This is a genomic window from Gemmiger formicilis, assembly GCF_024462815.1.
Classification (GTDB): domain Bacteria; phylum Bacillota; class Clostridia; order Oscillospirales; family Ruminococcaceae; genus Gemmiger.
In genome coordinates this window covers 55,594-78,787 of record NZ_JANGCG010000001.1, presented here as the reverse complement: position 1 = coordinate 78,787, position 23,194 = coordinate 55,594, and the positions used below count along the sequence as shown (strand labels likewise).

The following is a 23,194-nucleotide window of genomic DNA, read 5'->3' as shown; positions in this document are numbered from 1 at the left end:
TGTCAAAACCAAGGAGCAGCTATGCCTTTTACCAAAAATCAAGTTCTGACCCTGACGATCGAATCCCTTTCCAGCGACGGAAACGGCGTTGCCCACAAGGATGGGCAGGCTGTTTTTGTGCCGCTGACCGCCCCCGGCGATGTGGCCGAGGTTCGCATTGTGAAGCCGATGAAAAGCTACGCCTTTGGCCGCGTGGAGAGACTTGTCACGCCCGGCCCGGGGCGCATAGAGCAGGACTGCCCTGCCGCCGGCCCCTGCGGCGGATGCAGTCTGCGGCACATCAGCTATGAAGCCGAGTGCGCCGCCAAGACGCAGTTTGTGCGGGATGCCTTTGCACGGCTGGGGCGGCTGGATGTGCCGGTTCTGAACGTGATTGGTGCGCCCAGCGCCGACCGTTACCGCAATAAGGTACAGCTGCCTGTCGGCACGGACGAAAACGGCCATATTGTGACCGGCTTTTTTGCCGGGCGCAGCCACCGCATTGTGGCCTGCACCGACTGTAAATTGCAGCCGGAATGGATGAATCGGCTTGCCGCCCGCGCCTGCCAGCTGCTGGAGGAAAACGGCGTCACCGCCTACGATGAGGAAACGCACACCGGGCGTGTGCGTCATTTGTATATGCGGCAGGGCTGGCACAGCGGCCAGCGGTTGCTCTGCTTTGTGGTGAACGGCAACGGCCTGCCCAACGAGGCTGAAATTTGCGCCACGCTGCAAAAAGAGTTCGATTTGGCGACCGTTTTAGTCAACCGCAACAGCGAACGGACGAACGTGATTCTGGGCCGCAAGACCCGCACGGTGCTGGGCCCCGGCGTCTTGGAGGACACCCTGGCCGGTGTGCCGCTGCGCATGGGCGTGCACGAATTTTATCAGGTCAACACCCCCGCCGCCGAGGTGCTTTACGCCAAAGCCCGCGAGTACGCCGCCCTGCAGCCGGATGATTTCCTGCTGGATTTGTACTGCGGTATGGGCACCATCGGGCTTTCGATGCTGAAGGACTGCAAGCGCCTGGTCGGTGTGGAGGTTGTGCCGCAGGCCGTGGAGGGTGCCAAGGAGACCGCCGCCCGGCTGGGACTGGACGCAGACCGGGCAGACTTCCGCTGCCAGGATGCCGGTGCTGCCGCTGCGCAGCTTGCCACCGAGGGTGCGCAGCCGGATGTCATTGTGGTTGACCCACCCCGCAAGGGCTGTGACGAGGCCACGCTGACCGCTATCGCACAGATGGCCCCCCGCACGATTGTTATGGTCAGCTGCAACGCTGCCACCGCCGCCCGCGACACCCGCTGGCTGACCGAGCACGGCTACGCCGCCGTCGAGGTGCAGCCGGTCGACCTCTTCCCCCGCACGAAGCACGTGGAGTGCGTCGTGAAGATGGTGCACTTCTAAAATTCATCTTTATTTAATCCATCTTTACAGAGGTATGATATGGCAACTTCAAATAATGAGTGTAACGTATGGGGAATCCATACACAAGATGACAAATTGTTTTTGAACGGAAACAAAATTGCTCTCGGTTGGCCTGCTTTTGGAGACCTTTCAAAAATCGAGGCATCTCGCGAGGCTTTCAAATCTCACTACATTACAGCCTACCCTGCCGCCAAAAAGGGTTCCATTCCAACCAGTTCTGGTATGCTGTTTCGTTTCATTCACGAAATGCAAATCGGTGATTATGTAATCTTCCCATCTAAAAGTGACCGCAAAATCAACATTGGTATTATTGAAGGCAATTATACTTATCTTCCCTCTGCGACTGAATATGTACAGCAACGTACCGTAAAATGGATAAAGCATTTACCGAGAACCTTTTTCTCTCAAGGAGCTTTATATGAGGTAGGCTCTATAATGTCTTTTTTTGCCATAAAAAAATACGCAGATGAGTTTCTTGCTGCTCTCGACCAAAATTTTTCTGCCTGCAGCACAGTGCCAGACGATGAGGACGAAAGTGTTGCTGCTACTGCGGATGATATTATAGAATCGACAAAGGATTTCATTCTGAAAGAATTAAGTAAAAATCTAAAAGGATTCGATTTTGAATATTTCGTTGCCGACTTGCTCCGTGCAATGGGTTACAGAACAACCGTCTCACCACACGGCGGCGACCATGGAATTGACATTATAGCTTATAAGGACGAACTGCCTCCCCGCATTTTGGTTCAAGTCAAAAGTCAAGACAGCGACATCAAAGAAACCACAATTCAATCTTTAAAGGGTGCTATGCACGAGGGCGATTACGGTTTGTTTGTATCGCTTTCTAATTATGCGAAGAATGCACAAGTTTATTTACAACACACACCAATCATACGAGGAATCAACGGAAACGAGCTAGTTGATTTGATTTTAAAGTATTATGATGACCTTAGCGAAAAATACAAAAAGATGATTCCGTTGAAAAAAGTCTATATACCTGTAGCACATATAGATGCTGATTAAATCTAGCTTTTGTTCAAACTCTATTCCCCTCTTGTTCACGATTTGCCCATATTTATGTGTCATACTAAGCTGTAAACATTGCGGCTATGCCGCGAAAAAGGTGGTTTTGTACATATGAGAGGCTGGTTTCAGCGCTTTATGGCGGGCCGGTATGGTTTTGACCAGTTCGGCGGCTTTCTCTGCATCAGCTCGCTTATCCTGATTGTGATTGGCGCATGGGTGTCGCCGGTGCTGTACTGGCTGGGGCTGGCGGCTATCATTTACAGCTATTTCCGCATTTTAAGCCGCAACACGCGCAAGCGGTATCAGGAAAATCTCAAATATCTTTCCTATCAGAACCGCGTCACAACGTGGTTTGGCAAGCAGCAGATGCGTTTCAAGCAGCGCAAGGACTACCACTACTACCGCTGCCCCCGCTGCGGGCAGCAGCTGCGCGTCCCCCGCGGGCGCGGCAAAATCAGTATTACCTGCCCCAAATGCGGCCAGCAGTTCATCAAAAAGAGTTGACGCCGTATGTTCGGATATGTTACGATTTACCGTAAGGGTCTGGCAGATGACGCGCTGGACCGCTATCAGGCCTACTACTGCGGGCTTTGCCAGGCGCTGGGGCGTCGGTATGGCCGCACCGGGCAGCTGGCGTTAAGCTACGATATGGCGTTTGTTTCCATTTTGTTGACTGCGCTGTATGACACCCCCACCGCCTTTCAGGACGGCCGCTGTGTGCCCCACCCCCTCAAAAAGCGCCCACGGGCTGATAATCCGTTCCTTGACTATGCAGCCGATATGACCGCCGCGCTGGCGTACTACAATCTTCTGGATGACTGGCAGGACGACCACCGCCGTAGCAGTCTGGCGCAGGCGCAAAGGCTGGAGGGGTATCTGCCCGCGCTGCGGGAGCGCTGGCCGCGCCAGATGGACAAAATGGCCGCCATGCTTGACCGGCTCAACACACTGGAAGGCTCCGGCAGTCACGATCTGGACGCGCTGTGCAACACCTTCGGGGCACTTCTGGGCGAGGTTTTTGCCTGCCGGGATGATTTGTGGGCACCCGCTCTGCGCGGCATGGGGCAAGGGCTGGGAGCGTTCATTTACCTGATGGACGCCTATGACGATTTGGACAAGGATGCCAAAAAAGGACGTTTCAACGCACTGCGTCAGTTGGCGGACGAGCTACCGCCCGCCGCCTATGAGCAGCGTTGCCATGAGCTGCTGACCCTGCAGATGGGCCGCTGTGCGCAGCAGTTTGAAATGCTGCCGATTCTAAAAGATACCCCGGAGGGGAAGCTATTGTACAACACGATTTATTCCGGCGTGTGGAGCAAATACGCGCTGGTACGCAAGCACAGGGAGGCACGACGCCATGACTGATCCATACAGTGTATTGGGCATCACCCCCGGTGCTGACGATGAGACGATTAAAAAAGCCTACCGCCAGAAGTGCAAGCAGTATCACCCCGATTTGCACCCCGATGACCCCTCTGCCGAGGAGCATTTTAAAGAGGTACAAGCCGCCTACAGTGAGATTATGCGCATCAAGCAGGGCGGCGGCGCGTACAGCGCGGGCGGGCAATCCCGCAGTCAGGGCGGCTACGGCCAGCAGTACCAGAATCCGTTCGGTGGGGCCGGGTTTGGCTATGGGCCTTTCGGGTTCGGCTACTACAGCACCGGTGGTTCTGCCGGGCGGCAGAGCTATGGCGGTGCCGCCGGTGACCCGGAGCTTCGTGCCGCCGCCAATTATATCCGTAGCGGCTTCTATGAGGAAGCGTTGAACACGCTGAACGGTATCACTGCGGCCAACCGCACGGCGCAGTGGCACTACTACGCCGCGCTGGCGCATCAGGGGCTCGGCAATAACATCCGCGCCCAGGAGGAAGCCCGCACGGCGGTTTCGATGGAGCCGAACAACTACGCCTATCAGAATCTTCTGGACCAGTTGCAGAGCCCGGGCCGCAGCTATACAAGCTACCAGCAGCCCTACGCTCAGCCCAGCGGGCGTCCGGGGCAGTTTTGCCTGTCCTTCTGGATGTATCTGCTGTTCTGCAACATTTTAAGCTGGTGCTGCTGCGGTGGCCGCGGCGGATTCTTTATCTGCTGAAAGCAAGTATATGCAAAAACAAAAAGCACTGTGACGTGAAAATGTCACAGCGCTTTTGTTTGTATTGGGGTATGGGTGAGGTTGCGGTGCGTCGAGGACGCCGCCCCCCTACACGCAAGCCGAAAACGGCATACCGTGACAAGCACGGCGGGGTGGAATCACCCCGCCCTACGGTTGGGACGGAAAAGGGTGCTTGCGGGAAGCAAGCGGATCCGGCCCTGCAGAGCGATTCCGCAATGACTGCCTTATTTCACTTCAGTATTTTATCCAGCAGCGGCAGCAGGATTTCTATATTCTGCTGAAACTGCGGGTAAAATTCATCGCCGAGGTCATAATCGAAGTAGAGCGCACGTTCCACCCGCTTGACGGCAGCGGAAAAGTGCGGGTTTGCAGCGCCTCCGGCGGCCTGCAGTCTGCGGGAAATCTGTGTGCAGACGATGGCCCACCGGGCGTCCACGCCGACGCGGTCGGTGATTGCGGCATCGTCCAGATAGCTTTGCAGCGTGCGGCTCTCCCCTGCCCGCGCACCGCAAAGCGGTGTCTGGACATAGTATTCCATTTTTGCAGTCACGGTGTCAATGCTCTGCCCCAGCGGGTAGAGCGCGCAGGCCAGCGGCCGGGCGGCGTGGATGGCGCAGGCGCTGCCCTCAAAAAAGCGACAGTTGCCGGTTTTCGGGTCAGGCGTCAGCCGCAGGGCGGGCAAACAGGACACCTCTGCCACATAGCTTTTGCAGAAGGCCGAGGCCACAATGCGCGGCGACAGCCCCAGCCGACGTGCAATGCGGTAGAGGTCATACCCGGACAGCACTAAATCGCGCCGCTTGCGGCAGCAGTCACCGCAGCCCGCACAGGCAAAGTCAAAGCCGTCCTGCGGGGCCAGCGTTGGGCAGTCTGCCCAGTTTTCCCCGCAGCGGCCCGGTTCCACGGCGCTCACAGGTGAAAGTCCAGCGTATCCGCCAGCCAGTCGGTGCAGAGGGCAACCCATGCGCGGTTGTGGCTGTTGGGGGTGTTGACTTCGTTCGTGCAGGTGCTGGTGCCGTGGCCATCGTGGGCAAAGAGGTGCAGCTCAAAAGGAACCTTGTGCTCGTTCAGCGCGTTGGCCAGCAGCAGCGAGTTCTGTACCGGCACAGCGGGATCCTCCACCGTGTGCCAGATAAAGAAGGGCGGCAGACCGGCGCGGATCTGATTTTCAAGGCTCATCGTGCTGCGCAGCGCGGCATCCTCGCCGCAGAGGTTCTGCATCGAGCCGCCGTGGGTGGCCACGCCACTGGTGACAACCGGGTAGCCCAGCACAACAGCGTTCGGGCGGGCCTCCTCGGCATGGATGCCCAACGCCTTCTGCACCGGCTCGGCGTCCCACAGGATGGCAGTGGACGCCGCCAGATGGCCGCCCGCAGAGAAGCCGCAGACCGCAATCTTTGCCGGGTCAATGCGGAGCGCCTGCGCATTGCGGCGGATATGCAGCACAGCCCCGGCAGCGTCAATCAGCGGCTGCCAGTGCAGGGCAGACTGTTCCGCCGAAATGCGGCAGGTGTAGTACAGCGTGAACACATTGTACCCCGCCTGCAAAAACTGCATGGCCACCGGGTCAGCCTCCCGCGCACTGCAATAGGCGTAGCCGCCGCCGGGCAGAATCAGCATGGCCGGGCGCGTGTTGAAGGCGGGCATTTCGGTGGTTTCGTCCCGCAGATATCCGACGAGCTTTGCCCCGCTGGGGAGCGTGTAGGTATACATTTCCATTTTCAGTTCCTCTTTTCTGATGGATTCCGGTTTGTGATGGGATGGGCCGCGATATACTCCGCCAGTATGTCTGCCGCCATACGGCAAAGCTCCGGGCAGGGACGTTTTTTGTAGTATTCCGGCGTGCGGGGACTGGCAACGGGGCTGCCCTCCGCCGCCTGCAGGCCCAGCAGCTCCCGGCAGATGATGCTGCCGCGGCCGTTGCGGGCCTTATATTCCGCCGCCAGGGCCTGTACTTCGGTGTACAGGGCGGTCTTTTGGGCCGGGTCATCGCTGCCGTAGAGCGCCCCCAGCACCAGCGTGATGCCGGAGAACGCGCCGCAGACCTCCCGCATACGGCCAAAGCCGCCGCCGAAGCCAGCAGAAAGCTGCAGCGCCTGCTTTTCGGTCATACCCATTTCGTCAGCAAAGGCCACCGCCACCGACTGGCAGCAGTTGTAACCCTTGAAAAAGGCCGCGTAGGCGCGGTCACCATACATACTCATCTGGTTTTCTCTTTTCCTTTTATTACTATATAGCTTTAGCATACCGCAAAAAGAAGGGTTTGAAAAGCCCTGATTTTAAATTTTTTGTTAAAACGCTGCACAGGGGTTGCACTTTATAAAAAAGAGTGCTAAACTAGCTTTAGCAGTTGAAATAAACGAGTGCTAATTTCATTTGTATAAGTGAGGTTTTCTACTATGGCTATGCGTCAGTTCAAGGCCGAAAGCAAAAAGCTGCTCGACCTGATGATTAATTCTATCTATACAAACCGCGAGATTTTCCTGCGCGAGCTGATTTCCAACGCATCGGACGCCTGCGATAAGCGCTATTTCAAGAGCCTGACCGACACGTCCGTCGGCATCACGAAGGATGATTTGAAAATCCACATCCAGCCCGACAAGGAGAGCCGCACGCTGACCATCAGCGATAACGGCATCGGTATGACCAAGGAGGAGCTGGAAAAGAACCTCGGCACCATCGCCAAGTCCGGCTCCTTTGACTTCAAGGCCGAGAACCAGAGCGACAACATCGACATCATCGGTCAGTTCGGCGTCGGCTTCTACTCCGCCTTCATGGTGGCCAAGAAGGTCACCGTTATCTCCCGTGCGCAGGGTGCTGACACAGCGTGGAAGTGGGAGTCTACCGGCGTGGAGGGCTACACCCTGACCGAGGCCGACAAGGACGATGTTGGCACTGAAATCATTCTGGTGCTGAAGGACGATACCGACACCGACAAGTACAGTGACTATCTGGAAGATTACGAAATCGCCAACCTCGTCAAGAAGTACAGCGATTACATCCGCTTCCCCATCACGATGTTCCGCGAGAAGTCCCGCCAGAAGCCGAAGCCGGAGGACGCCGGTGACGATTACAAGCCCGAGTATGAGACCTACACCGAGCTGGAAACGCTGAACAGCATGGTGCCCATCTGGAAGCGCCCGAAGAGCGAGGTCAAGGACGAGGACTACAACGAGTTCTACAAGAACAAGTTCATGGACTACACCGACCCGCTGCGTGTCATCACCAGCCGCACCGAGGGCACGGCCACCTACACCGCCCTGCTGTTCATCCCCGGCTCCACCCCCTATGACTACTACACCAAGGAGTACGAGAAGGGCCTGGCGCTGTACGCCTCCGGCGTTATGATTATGGAGAAGTGCGCCGACCTGCTGCCCGACTACTTCAGCTTTGTCAAGGGCGTTGTGGACAGTGAGGATCTGAGCCTGAACATCAGCCGTGAGACCCTGCAGAAGGACAACCAGCTCAAGCTGATGCGCACCTCTCTGGAAAAGAAGATTAAGAACGAGCTGCACGCCATGCTCGTCAATGACCGCGAGAAGTACGAAACCTTCTGGAAGAACTTCGGCCGTCAGATTAAGTTCGGCATCTACGGCGACTACGGTATGCACAAGGATTTGCTAGCCGATTTGCTGATGTTCTACTCCGCCAAGGAGCAGAAGCTGGTCACGCTGGATGAGTACATCGAAAAGATGCCCGAGGGCCAGAAGTGCATCTACTTTGCCGCTGGTGACGATACCGACCGTCTGGGCAAGCTGCCCAACGCCCAGCTTGTTCTGAGCAAGGGCTATGATTTGCTGCTCTGCACCGAGGACGTGGATGAGTTCTGCCTGCAGGTAATGCGCGACTACAAGGAAAAGACCTTCCAGAACATCAACTCCGGCGATTTGGGTCTGGAGACCGAGGATGAGAAGAAGGCCGCCGAGGCTGCCGAGACCGAGAATAAGGACCTGTTTGAGGAAATCAAGAAGGCCTTGAACGGAAAAATTAAAGAGGTCAAGGTCAACCCCACCCTGCAGGAGCACCCTGTCACGTTGAGCGCCGAGGGCGGTATCTCTATGGAGATGGAGAAGGTCCTGCGCCGTATGCCCAACGCCGAGGGTGTGGAGAGTACCAAGGTGCTGGAGCTGAACCCGAACCACACGGTGTTTGCCGCCTTGAAGGCTGCACACGCCGCCGGTGACACGGACAAGGTTGCCAAGTACGCCGAGCTGCTGTATGACCAGGCCCTGCTGATTGCCGGCCTGCCCATTGAGGACCCTGTTGCGTATGCACAGCTGGTCTGCGGTTTGATGCAGTAAAACTGCATGAAGCTGCCGCTATAGTATAAAAATGCCCCGCATCGTTGCAGAGGATAGTTGCCTCTGTGGCGGCGCGGGGTTATTTTTTTGGGGAAAAGGCTTTTGGGAGCTTTGCGTGAGCTGATACTCGCATCAGCCCGCAATTTTCATTTATCGGGTAGGCTCCGCGGGCGGAGCAGAGCCCCGCCCCTACTGCGCGTTAATTTGGAGATTGGTTCGCAGGGTCCGCCACAGCAGGCCCTGCTTACTTTTTTACACAAACGGATTATAGAATCTTCCAAATATGACAGTCACAACAATGCTGATGAGCAGAAGCATTGCACCCAGCGCAAGGACAATGAAGTCATTGCGGGCGAAGGGTCGGCGGGTGTACCATGTGCGTTTGTCGCTCTTGCCGAAGCCGCGCAGCTCCATGGCGTTGGAAATGGTATCAATGCGGTTCAGACTTGTCAGAATCAGCGGCAACAGGATGCTGACCGAGTTCTTCAGCCGCTTGAAGAAGGGCTCACTGCGGCCCAGCTCCACGCCGCGGGCCTGCTGCGCCTGACTGATGGCGTGGTAGTCACGCTGAATATCCGGGATATACCGCAGCGCAATGGCCACCGAATAGCCTGCCTTGTACGAAATGCCGATGCTGTTCAGGCTGGCGGCAAATTCGCTGGGATTGGTGGCCGAGATAAACAGAATGGCAACCGGCAGCGCAACAAAATATTTCAGCGAGATATTGAGGATATAGAACAGCTGCTCCGCTGTCAGGTCATACCGCCAGAACAGATGGCACAGCACCGTGCGGGTGCCGTAGAGCTTGGTGCCTTGATTGGGGTCAAACAGAAAGATGAAGAAATCGTTCAGCGCCAGAAACACCAGCATAAAGACCAGCATAAAGCGGACTTCACGCAGCTTGATGTGGCTGAGCTTGAACGCGCCAAAGCTGACAACCATCAGCCCCAGCAGCACCCAGATATTATAGGTAATCATACTGGCAAAGGTGAACAGCAGGAAAAACGCCAGCTTGGTTGTGCCGGTCAGCTCATGCACCACGCTTTTGCGCGGCATATAATTCAAAACGGTATTAGCAGCCATCTGTGCGCACCTCCCTGTCAGCCGCGATGAAACGCTCCACAAAATTCTCCGCAGGTTCAATGCCGCAGCGGTTGGCCAGCGTATACAGGCTGGTTTCCTTCAGCGCGGCCTGCTCCACCAGCGCGGGGTCGCACAGAACCGCTACCGCCGAACGGTCGGCAATCAGCCGCCCATCGCAGAAAACCAGCGCACGCGGCGTATATTCAAGCATCAGGTGCATATCGTGCGTAATCATAACCACCGTGACGCCCTTGGCGTTCAGACCGCGCAGAAATTCCATAATATCAGTGTAATGGCGGAAGTCCTGCCCCGCGGTCGGCTCATCCAGAATGATAAGCTCCGGGTCCTGCACCAGCACACTGGCGATGGTGACGCGCTTTTTCTGGCCGAAGCTCAGCGCCGAAATGGGCCAGTTACGGAAAGGATACAGGCCACAGACCTTCAGCGTGTCCTCGACCTTGGCGCGTATCTCGCTCTCGCTCAGGCCGCTGCCCTGCAGGCCCATAGCGACCTCGTCATAAATCATCGTCTTGGAAATCATCTGGTTCGGGTTCTGCATCACGTACCCGATGTGCTGGGCGCGGCGGCGGATATTCTCATCCTTGAGATTCTTTCCATTCAGGAAAATTTCGCCGCGGTCCTGCGTTTCAAAGCCGCAAATCAGCTTGGAGAGTGTGGACTTGCCTGCGCCGTTGCGCCCCACAATGCTGACCATCTCGCCCCTGCCAATCGTGAAGCTGACATCAGAGAGGGTGTTTTGCCCCTTTGTGTAGCCGAAGCCCAGACCCCTGACCTCCAGAAGCGTTTCCGGGGCCGGCTTGGGCGCAGGCAGCGGCGCGGCCCGGAACCACGCGCGCAGCTTTTCGGTGTCGGCTGCATCCAGCACAACGTTGTCAATGTGCGCGGGGTGCTTGTCGGGTGTAATGGCAATGCCCGCGTACCGCATGGCTGTGACATACAGCGGCTCACGGATGCCGTTCTCGGCCAGCAGAGAGCCGGACAACAGCTCGTCCGGGTGCAAATCCGCGAGAATACGTCCCTCGTTGACAAGCACAATGCGGTCAACGCTGCGCCAGAGCACGTCCTCGAGCCGGTGCTCAATGATAAGCACAGTTGTGTCGGTTTTTTGCTGGATGGTGTCAATCAGCTCAATGGCGTGCTTGCCGGTCGCCGGGTCCAGATTGGCCAGTGGCTCATCAAACAGCAGCACCTTGACCTTGTCCACCATAACGCCCGCCAGACTTACCCGCTGCTTCTGCCCACCGGAAAGCTCATGCGGGGCGTATTCCAAATGGTTTTCAATACCGACCAGTGCGGCGGCACGGTTGGTGATTTCGTACATTTCCTGCTGCGGGGTGCAGCTGTTTTCCAGCGCAAAGGCAATGTCCTCCCCCACCGTCAGGCCGATAAACTGCCCATCCGGGTCCTGCAGAACCGTGCCAACGTGCCCGGACAGCTCAAAAATGCTGCTGTGAGGCGCATCGACGCCGTCCACGGTCAGCGTGCCGGTGCACTCTCCGGGGTTGGAAAAGGGGTTCAATCCATTGATGCAATCCGCCAGCGTGCTTTTGCCGCTGCCGGACGGCCCGGCAATGAGGACGCGCTCACCGGGGTAAATGTCCAGATTGATGTCATGCAGGGTAGGCTGCTTCTGGGCGCGGTATTGAAAGGAAAAGTTCCGAAAAGAAATAATCGGGGTTCTGGTTTCAGCCATATGGCACCTCGCGGGGAAAATTTTAAGACAACACTGCATAACAACAGGCGGACACACACCGTGCCGCCGTGCCTATGCAAGCAAAATGCCTTCCCGCATTTGTGGGAAGGCATACGGATTTACAGAGGATCACTCCTTGTCCAGAGAGCCCTTCTTGGCGATGGTCTTGGTGTAGGCCAGAATCAGCAGGCCACCGACCACGACAGCCGTGATGATGTTGGACACGGCAGCAAAAGCGCCCTGTGCAAAGACCTTCTTGACAGGCTCGGCATAAATCAGGATATCCAGCACGGGGGCAACCACAATCCATGCAGCGGCATGCGCAATAAGGTTTGCAACGGCAAACATGGCAAACTTGGCCTTGTTGAAGTCGCCCTCCTGCACATTCAGCTTCTTGGCAAACAGGCCAACAACAACACCCGTGAAGGCAGAGGCGATGACCCAGCTCCACCACGGGATGCCGCCCCAGGACAGGTCAATGAGCGCATGGCCGATGAAGCCAATCAGGCCGCCGGCCACAGGGCCGTACATAGCAGCCATCAGGCCCAGAACGGCGTACTGCAGGCTGATGTTGGTGTTGGGCACCGGGCTGGGGATTGCCACAAAACGGCCCAGAACGAAGAAAAGAGCTGCGCCGATGCCAACGGCAACGAAAGTTTTGATGTTGTTGTTTTTCATGATTCCGCACTCCTTAATTATAATATACCGCAATCGTTCCGTGACAGAATATCAGGGAACAGTTTAAGTATACTGTTGCGCCGCCGCGGATGTCAATGGGCAAAAATGCCAGTATGCACTATTTTTGCCGTTTTTGGGCACAAAAAAACCACCCCCGGAGGGATGGTTCCGTTGTGGAGCGGCCGACGAGGCTCGAACTCGCTACCTCCACCTTGGCAAGGTGGCGCTCTACCAGATGAGCTACGGCCGCATAAAATGGTGCCTCCGATCGGAATCGAACCAATGACACGGGGATTTTCAGTCCCCTGCTCTACCGACTGAGCTACAGAGGCAAACAACAGTAGTGATTATACAGGATTTCGGAAGGCTTGTCAAGCGCGATTCCGGATTTTTTCGTGATTTTTTTCGGAAAACGCAGAAAAGCCCTCTGCGCCTACCCGGCGCAGAAGGGCCATACGATTCCATACTGTAGTTCTGTTCCGTTTTCAGGCGTGGCGCTTTTTGTCCAGCCGGATTTTATCGCTGATCATGGCAATAAACTCGCTGTTCGTGGGCTTGCCGCGCAGATTGTGGATGGTATAGCCGAAGTAGCTGTTCAGCGTGTCCACATCGCCGCGGTCCCACGCAACCTCGATGGCGTGGCGGATGGCGCGTTCCACACGGCTGGCCGTGGTCATATTGCGCTTGGCAATTTCCGGGTACAGGCGCTTGGTGACGGCATTGATGTATCCGTGGTCGGCGATGGTCAGCAGGATGGCATCGCGCAGGAACTGGTACCCCTTGATGTGCGCCGGTACGCCAATCTGGTGCAGGATTTCGGTCACTGTCAGCTCATCGCTGTCCAGCGAGACCGCCTGCGGGCGCTGTGTGGTGCCCGCGGCCTTCAGCACACGGTTGACAAGCACGGTTTCATCAAACGGCTTGACAAAGAAGAACGAAAAGCCGCTGTCCAACAGCTCCTGCTCCATCTCCTCGCTCTGGAAGGCCCCGGTCACAAAGAACACTGTGCGGGTGTTGCTGGTGTTCTGGGCCTCGTACCGTTGCTTGACCGTGATGGCGTCCAGATCGGGCATAAAGGCATCCAGCAGAACCGCCTGCGGATGTACGGTCAACAGGGTCTCTAAGGCCTTGCTGCCGTTCTTCTCGCAGACGGTCACGGCAACGCCCTTGTCCTCCAAGGCTCTGCTGCATAGGGCGGACACCTGTGCATCCGTGTCAGTCATCACAAATTTGATCTTTTCCATCGTTGCATACCCTCCATACTTTCTGAGCTGCGCATATTTCTGCGCGTAAACCCTGCTCAAGTTCTGTTTACGATGGTAATTTTACCATAAATTTCCACTTCTCGCAATAGGGAATCTTCATTTATTTGTGATTTCGGCCAACTTTCGTTCGACAAGTTTTTCTCTTTTTCGCGCTCTTTCGCCCTGCTTCTGCGGTTTGCCGCACTGTTTCGACAAAATTTGCGCTTATGCTCTGTCGCGTTTGTTCTTTCTGCTTTTTTCCGAACAGACGGCTTTCTTCCGGATTTTTTATTTTGCGACGGCATCCGCCTTTTCCAACATAGTTGCCGCAAAGATTGCATATCCTTCTGTCGGGTCGTTGACCAGTACATGGGTCAGCACCGCGGCCAGACGTCCGTTCTGCACAATAGGGCTTCCACTCATCCCCTGCACGATACCGCCGGTTATTTCCAGTAACGATTCGTCTGTGGCTTTTATCAGGAGATTCCTGTTTTTGTCAGTGCCTGTCATATTGACCTGCTCTATTTTAACTTTATATGGCTTGGCGGTCACCCCCTGCACGGTTGCCCACAGCTCCGCATCGCCAACCTTGACCTCCTGCAGATTGGCAACCGGGAGTTCCTGCCCTATTGCCGGGCCGCTGTAGCTGCCATAGATGCCTGCTGTGTCATTGGCCAGCACGCGCCCCACCGCGGAGGCGGAAAATTCACCGCGCAGCTCCCCCGGGCTGCCTGCCGCGCCGCGGATGCAGCCGGTGATGGTGACCGGGACAATCTCGCCGGAGAGCAGCGTCAAATCCGCACCGGTATCGCTGTCACTGATGGAGTGGCCCAGCCCGGCAAAGGTACCGTGCAACGTGTCCACAAAGCTCATTGTGCCGATGCCCGCCCCCGAATCGCGTACCCAGACGCCCGCCTTATACTCGCCGTTTTCATCCTGCACAGGCGTCAGCTGCGCTGTGTGCTGCGTGCCGCCCCGGCGGTAGACCACCGTAAGCGGCGCACCGCCCGCCGCGCGAATGGCTTCTGTCAGGTCATCATTGCTGCGCACCGCCCTGCCGCCCGCCGAGATAATCAGATCTCCCAGCCGCAGTCCCGCCGCCTTGCCGGGATTCTCGCTGCCCAGCGCGGTGTAGCGGTCTGAAAAAGCCACCACCAGTGCACCATCCGAGAACAGCTTGACACCGAAGGGCGTGCCGCAAACCCGCACCGTGCGGCGCTCGGTGCTGACAACGCGCACCGTTTTGACCGGCACAACGCCGAACAGCGCAAGCGTGACATTGCCGCTTTTGTCCGGCACGGCGCTGTCCGCAGGCAGCTGCCCCTGCCGGCTCTTTGCCGAAAGATACGGCATTGACGCAACTGTCAGCTCGTGCAGTGCACCGTCGGTATAGAGCGTATCCGGCAGTGACGCCGCAAGCCCTGCCAGTACGGCCGCGCCAGCCAGTGCCAGAACCACCGTCCCCGCCGCAGCGCGCCGCCAAAAGCCACTTTTGCGCATAACTATCCCTCACTTTAGCGATAGTATGTGCCGTTGCCGTGCGGATTATGTTGCAGTCATAGTTTCATAAGGGACAGAAGGCACGTTTTTCTCATTGACAATCCCCGCAAAAAACAGTATACTATGTTTGTTATGCGGCTATGGCGGAATTGGCAGACGCGCTGGTTTTAGGGTCCAGTGTCCCCGACGTGCAGGTTCAAGTCCTGTTAGCCGCACCAAAAAAGCGAGGCTTCACCCGGGTGGGTGGAGCCTCGCTTTTGGTTTATTCTGCGGTGGATTCGGCGGGGATGACGCCGTACTCGTCGGCAGCGACGGGGTCTGCATAGACCGCGTAGCGCTGGGTGGTGTGGGTCAGGATGCCGAAGGGGTAACAGGTGTAGAGAATCACGCTCGGTTCGGTGGCGTTCAGACGCACCTTGTCAATGTCGGTTTCCAGAATCACCTGCATATCGGTCACCTGATAGGTAAAATCACCCCAGTCTGTTTCCAGATGGATGATGGAGCCGATTTGCGTGGAGCCTAAATCCGAAAAATAGCTGCCGGTGTGGCCGCCGATAAAGACGGTTCCGTTCTCGCCGGGCAGGACGCAGTCGCTCTCGGCGCGGCAGCCCGCGCCGCGGCTGAACTGGCCCTCGCTGTCACCCCAATAGAGGTCACAGTCTACCTTTGTGCCCTCGACCCAGACACGGCCGAGCTTATCCCCGTACTGCACACTGTCATGCTCGGCCTGTGCGGCGGCCACCTGCTCGGTGCGCTTGGCGGCGGCTTCTTCGGCAAGGCGCTCAGCTTCCGCTTCTGCAGCAGCCTGTGCGGCGGCCTCGCTGGCGGCCCGCGCAGCTTCTTCCTCCGCTGCGCGGGCGGCTGCCTCACTGGCGGCGGCAGCGTTGGCCGCCGCCTCCGCCTGCTGTTTATTTTTCGTAATGACAAGCGCCGCCGCAAGAGCAACACAGACAGCCAGCGCCAGTGCGCAGAGCCCCAGGCACCGCGCTGCTTTTTTGCGGCTCATAGCTGTGTTCCCCGGCTGGCCAGATAAGCGGCCGGGCCGCTTTGGTACAAATCACCGCCGTAGGTGTCCAGCAGGACCGTCAGTGGGAAGTCCTTGACAACCAGCTTACGCACGGCCTCACAGCCCAAATCCGGCCACGCAATGATTTCACAGCTCTGCACGCTGCCCGCCATCAGAGCGCCCGCACCGCCAATGGCGGCGAGATACACCGCACCATTTTTTACAACAGACTGCTTGACAGCCTCGGTGCGTTTGCCCTTGCCAATCATACAGGCAAGGCCCAAATCCAGCAGACGCGGCGTGTAGGCGTCCATACGGCCGGAGGTGGTGGGCCCGGCCGCGCCGATGGCACAGCCCGGGCGTTCCGGCGTGGGGCCGACATAGTAGATGGCCGCGCCCTCTATCGGGAACGGCAGCGGTTCGCCCTTATCCAGCAGCTCCATCATACGGGCGTGGGCGGCGTCGCGGGCGGTGTACACCACGCCGGAGAGCAACACGGTATCCCCTGCCTGCAGCGGCGCAAGATCCTGTTTGGAAAGCGGCGTGTTCAATTTGTATTGCATATTCAGCCTCCCTTACAGCTCACGGCTGGCGCGGCGGGTGACGTGGCAGCTGATGTTGACCGCCACCGGCAGGCAGGCCACGTGGGTGGGCTTCTGCTCAATGGCAACGCCCAGGCAGGTGGTAGCCCCGCCAAAGCCCTGCGGGCCGAAGCCGGTGGCATTGATGGCGTCCAGCAGCTCTTTTTCCAGTGCGGCGTAGTAGGGGTCGGCGTTGGGGGTGTCCAGCGGGCGCAGCAGTGCCTTTTTGGCCAGCGCCGCGCAGTGGTCAAAGCTGCCGCCGATGCCGATGCCCAGCACAATGGGCGGGCAGGGGTTGGCCCCGGCCTGCTCCACGGTGTCCAGCACGAATTTCTTCACGCCTTCCACGCCGTCTGCAGGCTTGAGCATAGCCAGGCGGCTCATATTCTCACTGCCTGCGCCCTTGGGGGCCACCGTGATTTTGCAGCCGCTGCCCGGCACAAGGTGCACAGTCAGAAAGGCCGGGGTGTTATCCCCTGTGTTGACGCGCTGCAGGGGGTCTGCCGTGATGGATTTGCGCAGATAGGCTTTCTCATAGCCGCGGCGCACACCCTCATTGACGGCGGCGTTCAAATCACCGTCAATATGCACATCCTGCCCCAGCTCGATAAAGACACAGGCCATACCGGTGTCCTGACAGATGGGCAGGTTCTTTTCCTTGGCAACGCAGAGATTCTGCTGCAAAAGGCCCAGCGTCTCCTTGGCAAGCGGCCACGGCTCGGCGGCTTCGGCAGCATCCAGCGCAGCCTTCACATCGACAGGCAGGCTGGTGTTGGCTTCGATACAAAGGGCCTCTACCGCGTCGGTGACGGCGGCGGCCGGAATTTCACGGATGCTCATACGCGTGCCACGCCGCTTTCCCGCGCAGCCTTGGCAACGGCCGCGGCCACTGCATCCGCCACACGCGGGTCAAACGCCTTGGGCAGAATGTTCTCCTCGTTGAGCTCCTCCTCCGGGATAAGGCCCGCAATGGCCTGTGCGGCGGCCATCTTCATGGCGGGGTTGATGTCCCGCGCACGGACAGACAGCGCGCCCTTGAAGATGCCGGGGAAGGCCAGCACATTGTTGACCTGATTCGGGAAGTCCGAACGGCCGGTGCCAATCACGCGGACGCCCGCCTGCTTGGCAAGGTCCGGCATGATTTCCGGCGTGGGGTTGGCCATGGCAAAGACGATGGCATCCTTGGCCATGGTGGCGGCCAGTTCCGGCGTCAGTGCGCCCGCAATGGAGGTGCCAATGAAGATGTCCGCGCCCTTGATGGCCTCGGCCAGACCGCCGGAGAGCTTCTCGGGGTTCGTCTCCTCGGCCAGTTTGCCCTTATGGCCTTCCAGACCGGCGGGGCGGCCCGGAACCAGAATACCGTGCTCATCCACGGCGATGATATGCTTGGCACCCGCCACCTGCAGCATATGGATGATGGCCGTACCGGCAGCGCCGGGGCCGTTCTGGACAATTTTCACATCCTCAATGCGCTTGCCGACCACCTTGAGGGCGTTCAGCACGCCCGCCAGCACGATGATGGCCGTGCCGTGCTGGTCATCGTGGAAAACCGGGATATCCAGCTCACGCTCTAGCTCGGCTTCAATTTCAAAGCACTCGGGGCTGCGGATATCCTCCAGATTGATTCCGCCGAAGGTCGGGGCAATCGCCTTGACTGCGGCGATGACCTCCTCCTTGGTCTTGGCGTTCAGGCAGATGGGGAACGCGTCCACGCCGCCGAATTCCTTAAAGAGTACGCATTTGCCCTCCATAACCGGCAGGCCGGCCTCGGGGCCGATGTTGCCCAGACCCAGCACCGCCGTGCCGTTGGTGACAACGGCCACCGTGCGGCCCTTCATCGTGTAGGTATAGACATCCTCCGGGTTCGCCTTGATTTTGCGGCAGGGCTCGGCCACACCGGGGGTGTAGGCGGTGGAGAGTGCGTCGCGGTCCTTACATTCGCAGAGGCTCTGCACGGCAATCTTGCCGGGGAATTTGCTGTGGAGCTCCAGTGCTGCTTTGTTGTAATCCATTGTGGGTCCTCCCTGTTTTATTTATCCTTGTGGTGTGCCGGGGCGTAGTCGGGCTCCAGCTTTATGACGCAGAAATGGTCCGGCCATTTTGCCTGCACAGAGTTGCGCAGGGCGTTGACGAGCTTGACACCGCGGTGCTGCTTGTCGGTCATATATTCCGCCGGGACGGCGCAGTCAAAAATCACGTTCGTATGCGTAGGGCCGGGCACAATGCGCAGGTCATGGATATTGGCCAGCGGTTCCAGCTCCTGCACCTCGTTCTGCAAAAACTCCTTGAGCTCATCCGCGTGGGGGTTGCCGACCACAATCGGGTCAAAGTGAATCGTGGCAATCAGGCCGTCCTCCACCAGCAGGTCGCGCTCAATGCGGTCAATCACATCATGGCTGTGCATCACATCGTCCTTGGCGTCCATTTCCAGATGGAAGCTGACCAGACGGCTGCCGGGACCGTAATCGTGAATCATCAGGTCGTGAACACCCAGCACACCGGGGTAGCTCAGTGCCTTTTTCTCAATGTGCTCGACCAGCTCGGGGTCAGGCGCTGCACCCAGCAGCGGGTCGATGGTATCCCGGACGAGCATGGCGCCGCTGTAGAGGATGAAGGCCGCCACACCGAGACCCATCAGGCCGTCAAGGCGGGCAAAGCCGGTGAGCTTGGTCAGAATTGTGGCCACCAACACCGCAACGGTGGTAATCACATCGTTGCGGGCATCTGCTGCCGTGGCCAGCAGGGTCTCGGACTCGATGGCCGTGCCGATTTTACGGTTTAGGGCGCTCATCCAGAGCTTGACGAGGATGGAAGCGACCAGTACCACCACCATAATCCAGCTGAAGCTCACGGCCGTGGGATGCAGCGTTTTGGCAAGGCTCTCCTTCAGCAGCTCCACGCCGATGACGAGAATCATCACCGAGACCGCCAGCCCGGCCAGATACTCATACCGCGCATGGCCGTAGGGGTGCTCGGAGTCCGCCGGGCGTGCGCCCAGCTTGAAGCCCACCAGACTGACAATGTTGGAGCTTGCGTCCGAGAGGTTGTTCATACCGTCTGCCGTGATGGCCACGCTGCCGGTCAGCACGCCGACGGCGATTTTACCGCCTGCCAGCAGCATATTGCAGACCACGCTGACGATACAGGCAAGGTTGCCGCAGGCTGTGCGGACTGCGCGGTCGGCGGTGTTTTCATGGTTTTTTACAAAGCACCGTATCAGAAAATCAATCAGAGAAAATGCCCCCTTTTTCAGAAAAAGGCAGACCGGGTAAAGGTCTGCCTTTTGGATTAGGTTTATTTCAGGTCCGTTGCCTGTCAGTCACGGACGATGCAGGCATCGCGCTCGGGGCCGACAGAGATGTACTTAATCTTGCAGCCGACCAGCTCCTCCAGACGCTTGACGTAGTTCTGGGCCGCCTGGGGCAGATCCTCGAACTTGCGCACGCCGGTGATGTCGCAGTGCCAGCCGGGAACCTTCTCGACAACAGGCTGGGCATCGTCCAGCGTCTTGCCCATCGGGAAGCGGGTGGTCGTGGTGCCGTCGGTCAGCTTGTAGGCAGTGACGATGGGCACTTCTTCCATATAGTCAAGGACATCCAGCAGGGTCAGGGCCAGCTCATCGCAGCCCTGGCACTGCACGCCGTAGCGGCTTGCCACAGCGTCGAACGGGCCGACGCGGCGGGGACGGCCGGTGGCTGCGCCGTACTCATGGCCATGCTCACGCAGCACGTCCTTCTCGGCCTCGGTCATGGCCAGCTCGGTGGTGAAGGGGCCCTCACCGACACAGGAAGAGTACGCCTTCATAATGCCGATGGAGAGGTTCAGCTTATGGCCCGGGATGCCGGCACCGATGGGCGCATAGGCAGATACCGTGTTGGAGGAGGAGGTGTAGGGATAGATGCCGAAGTCAATGTCGCGCAGAGCGCCCAGCTGGGCCTCGAACATAATCTTCTTGCCCTCGCGGTCTGCCTTGTCCAGATAATCGCCCACATCGCAGATGTAGGGAGCAAACAGCTTGGAGTACTTCTCGCACCAGGCCCACATTTCCTCCACGCTGACAGGCTTCTGGCCGTAGATGTTCACCATCGTCAGGTTCTTGGACTCCACGATGGTCTCCAGACGCTTCTTGACGCCGGCATCCATATGGACAAGGTCGCCCATGCGCAGGGTTTTCTTCATGTACTTATCGCCGTAGCTGTAGGCAATGCCGCGCTTGGTGGAGCCGAACTGGGCACCGGTCTTGGACAGGCGCTCCTCCTCCAGACCGTCCTGTGCAACGTGGAACGGCATGGTGATGGTTGCGCGGTCGGAAATTTTCAGGTTCTTGGGGGTGATTTCCACACCCTTTTCGGTCAGCGAAGCGATTTCCTTTTCCAGGTGCTCGGGGTCAATGACCATGCCGCCGCCCATGACGCAGACGACGTCCGGGCGCAGGATGCCGGAGGGGATCAGGTTCAGGACGAATTTGCCGCGCTCGTTCTTGACGGTGTGGCCTGCATTGTCGCCGCCCTGATAGCGCGCAACAATGTCATAGTCCTGGCTGAGCAGGTCGACCATGCGGCCCTTGCCCTCGTCGCCCCAGTTAATGCCGGTAATGGAAGTAAGCATACGTTTCTACCTCTTTTGTAAGTAAATAGGCATTTCAGCCTTTTCCGGAATCTCCGGGATCCGCTGCCGTGTTTTATTATAGCATAGCCGTCAAGGAAATTCTATAGGATTTTTGAGGTTTTTTGTACAAGTTTCCGCTTACTTGCGGTTCAGTTTTGCATACTCTGCATAGGGTATCTTTGCGCCGTCGGCGGTCTGCACGTAGGTGGCGTCCAACTGCTGCTTGAAGGAGGCACGCATATCGGCAAGGTACTCCTTGCGCAGCGCGTCACGCTCAGCGGTTTCGCGCTCGGTCAGGCCGATGGATTTTGCCTTTTTGGCAAGCGCGTTGATGCGGTCAATTTTGGATTTTTCCATAGATGGGCAGTCCCCTTTTTGTCAGTATTGGCAGGGCCCGGCGCACCCGCTTGCACAGGCCGCGGTAGTCCTTAGTTGCATTGTACCACATTTTTCACACTATTTCCATTTTACTTTTACAAAAAAGCGTGTATAATAGGAAAGTATATCATGACAACACCGCACAATTCGCGCCTTACGGCTTAAGCACCGCTGCAACGGCTGCGAAGCACAATCTGCGTTGCAAAAATGCTCGATAATACATACCAGTATTATCTGCGCTTTTTGCTTAGCAGCTTGCACTTCTCGCTCGCTGCATCGGCACTTAGAATTGTGTGATATTGCCTTATTTCTAAAGAAACAGGAGAAACCCATGAAACTGAATCATCTTCACCGCCTGACGGCCCTTGGTCTGGCTGTCGGCATGACCGCTGCTCTGGCCGCCTGCGGCAAGAGCGCTGACGAGAGCGCCGCCTCCACTGCAGAGACCGCAGAGTCCGCCGCTGAATCCACCGCCGAGAGCGCTTCCACCGAGGAATCCGCCGCTGACGCCGAGTACGCCTATCTGGCCGATTTCAGCTTTTCGGACGCCTTTGACGAGAACGGCTATCTGAAGGGCGTGACCGCCACCGATTACGTCAATCTGCCCGATGACTACGCCGACATCACCATCAGCGCCGATTTGGGTCAGGTCAGCGACGAGGACATTGACAATTACATCACCTCGAATGTACTGTCCAGCTTTGCCACCGATGAGCAGGTCACCGACCGCGCTGCAGCGGATGGCGATACCGTCAACATCGACTATGTGGGCCGCATTGACGGCGTGGCCTTTGACGGCGGCAACACCAACGGCGGCGGCGCTGACCTGAAGCTGGGCAGCGGCACCTACATCGACAATTTTGAGGAGCAGATTGTCGGCCACACTCCCGGCGAGACCTTTGATGTCACCGTCACCTTCCCCGAGGATTACGGCAACGAGGACCTCAACGGCAAGGAGGCCGTCTTTGAGACGACGCTGAACTACATCAAGGAGACCGTCACCCCCGAGCTGACTGACGATTGGGTCAAAGAGAACCTGAGCGAGACGATGAGCCTGAACAACATTGACGAGCTGAAGGCCTTCGTCAAGTCCACGATGCTCTATGACAATCAGGCCAGCGATGTCTACACCGCCCTGCATGACAAGGTCAGCTACACCGATGAGCTGCCCCAGATTGCGCTGGACTACTACCGCGATGTGCTGCTGTACCGCATCTACACCTACGCCCAGAAGTACGGCACCACCATGGACACCCTGCTGAGCTCCGGCACGCTGGGCACCAGCTATGACAATGTGGACGCCTACCTCAAGGATGCGCACGACAGCATCCGCTCCATCACCCAGCAGGCCCTGCTGATGCAGGCCGTGGCCGAGAAAATGGGCTTCAAGTGCGACACCGAAACGATGAACGCTGACTTTGGCCGCTACTACGGCACCACTGACCCCAGCCAGTATGTGACCGCCTACGGCGAGAACTACGTCAAGATGAACGTGCTGCAGAGCGATGTGATGCAGAACCTCATCGACAACGTCAAGTACGAATAAGCTGCGTGTTCC

Annotated in this window: 22 protein-coding genes and 3 tRNA genes; 8 read left to right on the top strand and 17 right to left on the bottom strand. The window is 57.8% G+C overall.

Translation table 11 applies throughout. From position 1 onward, the window contains the following. Positions 1-21: 21 nt before the first annotated feature. The 5 genes from rlmD to NE623_RS00345 all read left to right on the top strand — a co-directional run bounded on the left by rlmD (position 22) and on the right by NE623_RS00345 (position 4,522). Positions 22-1,383 (top strand): 23S rRNA (uracil(1939)-C(5))-methyltransferase RlmD, encoded by a 1,362-nt coding sequence (gene rlmD, locus NE623_RS00365; RefSeq protein ID WP_256271168.1) that lies wholly within the window; start codon positions 22-24, stop codon positions 1,381-1,383. 39 nt (positions 1,384-1,422) lie between these two features. After that, on the top strand, positions 1,423-2,427 hold the full coding sequence (locus tag NE623_RS00360) for a restriction endonuclease (RefSeq protein ID WP_256271169.1): 1,005 nt from the start codon (positions 1,423-1,425) through the stop codon (positions 2,425-2,427). Between the two features lie 114 nt (positions 2,428-2,541). Beyond that, entirely contained in the window at positions 2,542-2,934 is a 393-nt protein-coding gene (locus NE623_RS00355) for a zinc-ribbon domain-containing protein (protein WP_256271170.1), read from the top strand. A gap of 6 nt (positions 2,935-2,940) precedes the next feature. Then, on the top strand, positions 2,941-3,795 hold the full coding sequence (locus NE623_RS00350; RefSeq protein ID WP_256271171.1) for a DUF5685 family protein: 855 nt from the start codon (positions 2,941-2,943) through the stop codon (positions 3,793-3,795). Next, the gene (locus NE623_RS00345; RefSeq protein WP_256271172.1) at positions 3,788-4,522 is read left to right on the top strand and encodes a J domain-containing protein; all 735 of its coding nucleotides are present in this window, start codon (positions 3,788-3,790) and stop codon (positions 4,520-4,522) included. The genes NE623_RS00350 and NE623_RS00345 overlap by 8 nt, the downstream gene beginning before the upstream one ends. 250 nt (positions 4,523-4,772) lie before the next feature. On the opposite strand, the gene NE623_RS00340 is transcribed toward NE623_RS00345, so the two are convergent. The 3 genes from NE623_RS00340 to NE623_RS00330 are packed head-to-tail and all read right to left on the bottom strand — an operon-like array spanning position 4,773 to position 6,747. After that, positions 4,773-5,456 carry a YkgJ family cysteine cluster protein gene (locus NE623_RS00340; RefSeq protein ID WP_256271173.1) on the bottom strand — a complete coding sequence of 228 codons (684 nt, stop codon included), beginning with the start codon at positions 5,454-5,456 and terminating at the stop codon, positions 4,773-4,775. After that, positions 5,453-6,262 carry an alpha/beta hydrolase gene (locus tag NE623_RS00335; protein WP_256271174.1) on the bottom strand — a complete coding sequence of 270 codons (810 nt, stop codon included), beginning with the start codon at positions 6,260-6,262 and terminating at the stop codon, positions 5,453-5,455. Before NE623_RS00335 ends, NE623_RS00340 begins: the two co-directional genes overlap by 4 nt. A 2-nt stretch (positions 6,263-6,264) precedes the next feature. Further along, on the bottom strand, positions 6,265-6,747 hold the full coding sequence (locus NE623_RS00330) for a C-GCAxxG-C-C family protein (RefSeq protein WP_256271175.1): 483 nt from the start codon (positions 6,745-6,747) through the stop codon (positions 6,265-6,267). 195 nt (positions 6,748-6,942) lie between these two features. Between NE623_RS00330 and htpG the strand changes: the two genes are divergently transcribed. After that, the gene (htpG, locus tag NE623_RS00325; RefSeq protein ID WP_256271176.1) at positions 6,943-8,844 is read left to right on the top strand and encodes a molecular chaperone HtpG; all 1,902 of its coding nucleotides are present in this window, start codon (positions 6,943-6,945) and stop codon (positions 8,842-8,844) included. 252 nt (positions 8,845-9,096) lie between these two features. On the opposite strand, the gene NE623_RS00320 is transcribed toward htpG, so the two are convergent. The 7 genes from NE623_RS00320 to spoIVB form a co-directional block, all read right to left on the bottom strand. Then, on the bottom strand, positions 9,097-9,927 hold the full coding sequence (locus NE623_RS00320; RefSeq protein WP_256271177.1) for an energy-coupling factor transporter transmembrane component T family protein: 831 nt from the start codon (positions 9,925-9,927) through the stop codon (positions 9,097-9,099). Continuing rightward, positions 9,917-11,641, bottom strand: coding sequence for an ABC transporter ATP-binding protein (locus tag NE623_RS00315; RefSeq protein ID WP_256271178.1), 1,725 nt, complete (start codon positions 11,639-11,641; stop codon positions 9,917-9,919). Before NE623_RS00315 ends, NE623_RS00320 begins: the two co-directional genes overlap by 11 nt. Positions 11,642-11,770: 129 nt before the next feature. Further along, entirely contained in the window at positions 11,771-12,319 is a 549-nt protein-coding gene (locus NE623_RS00310; RefSeq protein WP_256271179.1) for an ECF-type riboflavin transporter substrate-binding protein, read from the bottom strand. Positions 12,320-12,493: 174 nt separating this feature from the next. Continuing rightward, positions 12,494-12,569, bottom strand: a tRNA-Gly gene (locus NE623_RS00305). 6 nt (positions 12,570-12,575) lie between these two features. After that, positions 12,576-12,651: transfer RNA gene (locus NE623_RS00300), tRNA-Phe, on the bottom strand. A 153-nt stretch (positions 12,652-12,804) separates the two neighbouring features. Next, a complete protein-coding gene (gene spo0A, locus NE623_RS00295) occupies positions 12,805-13,563 on the bottom strand; it encodes a sporulation transcription factor Spo0A (protein ID WP_256271180.1) in 759 nt (252 codons plus the stop codon). Positions 13,564-13,851: 288 nt separating this feature from the next. Next, a complete protein-coding gene (gene spoIVB / locus NE623_RS00290; protein WP_256271181.1) occupies positions 13,852-15,063 on the bottom strand; it encodes a SpoIVB peptidase in 1,212 nt (403 codons plus the stop codon). A 134-nt stretch (positions 15,064-15,197) separates the two neighbouring features. Here spoIVB and NE623_RS00285 point away from each other — a divergent pair. Then, positions 15,198-15,281: transfer RNA gene (locus NE623_RS00285), tRNA-Leu, on the top strand. Positions 15,282-15,325: 44 nt separating this feature from the next. On the opposite strand, the gene NE623_RS00280 is transcribed toward NE623_RS00285, so the two are convergent. The 7 genes from NE623_RS00280 to NE623_RS00250 form a co-directional block, all read right to left on the bottom strand. Further along, complete coding sequence (locus NE623_RS00280; protein WP_256271182.1) at positions 15,326-16,069, bottom strand: class D sortase; 744 nt, start codon at positions 16,067-16,069, stop codon at positions 15,326-15,328. Beyond that, positions 16,066-16,632 carry a Fe-S-containing hydro-lyase gene (locus NE623_RS00275; protein ID WP_256271183.1) on the bottom strand — a complete coding sequence of 189 codons (567 nt, stop codon included), beginning with the start codon at positions 16,630-16,632 and terminating at the stop codon, positions 16,066-16,068. Before NE623_RS00275 ends, NE623_RS00280 begins: the two co-directional genes overlap by 4 nt. Positions 16,633-16,644: 12 nt before the next feature. Next, the gene (locus NE623_RS00270; protein ID WP_256271241.1) at positions 16,645-17,484 is read right to left on the bottom strand and encodes a fumarate hydratase; all 840 of its coding nucleotides are present in this window, start codon (positions 17,482-17,484) and stop codon (positions 16,645-16,647) included. Between the two features lie 2 nt (positions 17,485-17,486). Continuing rightward, positions 17,487-18,662 carry an NAD(P)-dependent malic enzyme gene (locus NE623_RS00265; RefSeq protein WP_256271184.1) on the bottom strand — a complete coding sequence of 392 codons (1,176 nt, stop codon included), beginning with the start codon at positions 18,660-18,662 and terminating at the stop codon, positions 17,487-17,489. 17 nt (positions 18,663-18,679) lie between these two features. Then, on the bottom strand, positions 18,680-19,867 hold the full coding sequence (locus NE623_RS00260; RefSeq protein WP_370866663.1) for a cation diffusion facilitator family transporter: 1,188 nt from the start codon (positions 19,865-19,867) through the stop codon (positions 18,680-18,682). Between the two features lie 98 nt (positions 19,868-19,965). Next, entirely contained in the window at positions 19,966-21,258 is a 1,293-nt protein-coding gene (locus tag NE623_RS00255; protein WP_256271185.1) for an adenylosuccinate synthase, read from the bottom strand. 138 nt (positions 21,259-21,396) lie between these two features. Next, positions 21,397-21,615, bottom strand: a complete 219-nt coding sequence (locus NE623_RS00250; RefSeq protein WP_256271186.1) for a DUF896 domain-containing protein — start codon at positions 21,613-21,615, stop codon at positions 21,397-21,399. Positions 21,616-21,967: 352 nt separating this feature from the next. Between NE623_RS00250 and NE623_RS00245 the strand changes: the two genes are divergently transcribed. Further along, complete coding sequence (locus NE623_RS00245; protein ID WP_256271187.1) at positions 21,968-23,182, top strand: trigger factor; 1,215 nt, start codon at positions 21,968-21,970, stop codon at positions 23,180-23,182. Positions 23,183-23,194: the final 12 nt, after the last annotated feature.

Excerpts from the sequence above, each read along its gene's own strand:
- NE623_RS00245 (WP_256271187.1), top strand. The coding sequence starts at position 21,968 with ATGAAACTGAATCATCTTCACCGCCTGACGGCCCTTGGTCTGGCTGTC.
- NE623_RS00265 (WP_256271184.1), bottom strand. The coding sequence starts at position 18,662 with ATGGATTACAACAAAGCAGCACTGGAGCTCCACAGCAAATTCCCCGGC.
- NE623_RS00360 (WP_256271169.1), top strand. The coding sequence starts at position 1,423 with ATGGCAACTTCAAATAATGAGTGTAACGTATGGGGAATCCATACACAA.
- rlmD (WP_256271168.1), top strand. The coding sequence starts at position 22 with ATGCCTTTTACCAAAAATCAAGTTCTGACCCTGACGATCGAATCCCTT.
- NE623_RS00310 (WP_256271179.1), bottom strand. The coding sequence starts at position 12,319 with ATGAAAAACAACAACATCAAAACTTTCGTTGCCGTTGGCATCGGCGCA.
- NE623_RS00315 (WP_256271178.1), bottom strand. The coding sequence starts at position 11,641 with ATGGCTGAAACCAGAACCCCGATTATTTCTTTTCGGAACTTTTCCTTT.
- NE623_RS00355 (WP_256271170.1), top strand. The coding sequence starts at position 2,542 with ATGAGAGGCTGGTTTCAGCGCTTTATGGCGGGCCGGTATGGTTTTGAC.
- NE623_RS00275 (WP_256271183.1), bottom strand. The coding sequence starts at position 16,632 with ATGCAATACAAATTGAACACGCCGCTTTCCAAACAGGATCTTGCGCCG.
- spoIVB (WP_256271181.1), bottom strand. The coding sequence starts at position 15,063 with ATGCGCAAAAGTGGCTTTTGGCGGCGCGCTGCGGCGGGGACGGTGGTT.
- htpG (WP_256271176.1), top strand. The coding sequence starts at position 6,943 with ATGGCTATGCGTCAGTTCAAGGCCGAAAGCAAAAAGCTGCTCGACCTG.
- NE623_RS00330 (WP_256271175.1), bottom strand. The coding sequence starts at position 6,747 with ATGAGTATGTATGGTGACCGCGCCTACGCGGCCTTTTTCAAGGGTTAC.
- NE623_RS00345 (WP_256271172.1), top strand. The coding sequence starts at position 3,788 with ATGACTGATCCATACAGTGTATTGGGCATCACCCCCGGTGCTGACGAT.
- NE623_RS00255 (WP_256271185.1), bottom strand. The coding sequence starts at position 21,258 with ATGCTTACTTCCATTACCGGCATTAACTGGGGCGACGAGGGCAAGGGC.
- NE623_RS00250 (WP_256271186.1), bottom strand. The coding sequence starts at position 21,615 with ATGGAAAAATCCAAAATTGACCGCATCAACGCGCTTGCCAAAAAGGCA.
- NE623_RS00335 (WP_256271174.1), bottom strand. The coding sequence starts at position 6,262 with ATGGAAATGTATACCTACACGCTCCCCAGCGGGGCAAAGCTCGTCGGA.
- NE623_RS00320 (WP_256271177.1), bottom strand. The coding sequence starts at position 9,927 with ATGGCTGCTAATACCGTTTTGAATTATATGCCGCGCAAAAGCGTGGTG.
- NE623_RS00350 (WP_256271171.1), top strand. The coding sequence starts at position 2,941 with ATGTTCGGATATGTTACGATTTACCGTAAGGGTCTGGCAGATGACGCG.
- spo0A (WP_256271180.1), bottom strand. The coding sequence starts at position 13,563 with ATGGAAAAGATCAAATTTGTGATGACTGACACGGATGCACAGGTGTCC.
- NE623_RS00280 (WP_256271182.1), bottom strand. The coding sequence starts at position 16,069 with ATGAGCCGCAAAAAAGCAGCGCGGTGCCTGGGGCTCTGCGCACTGGCG.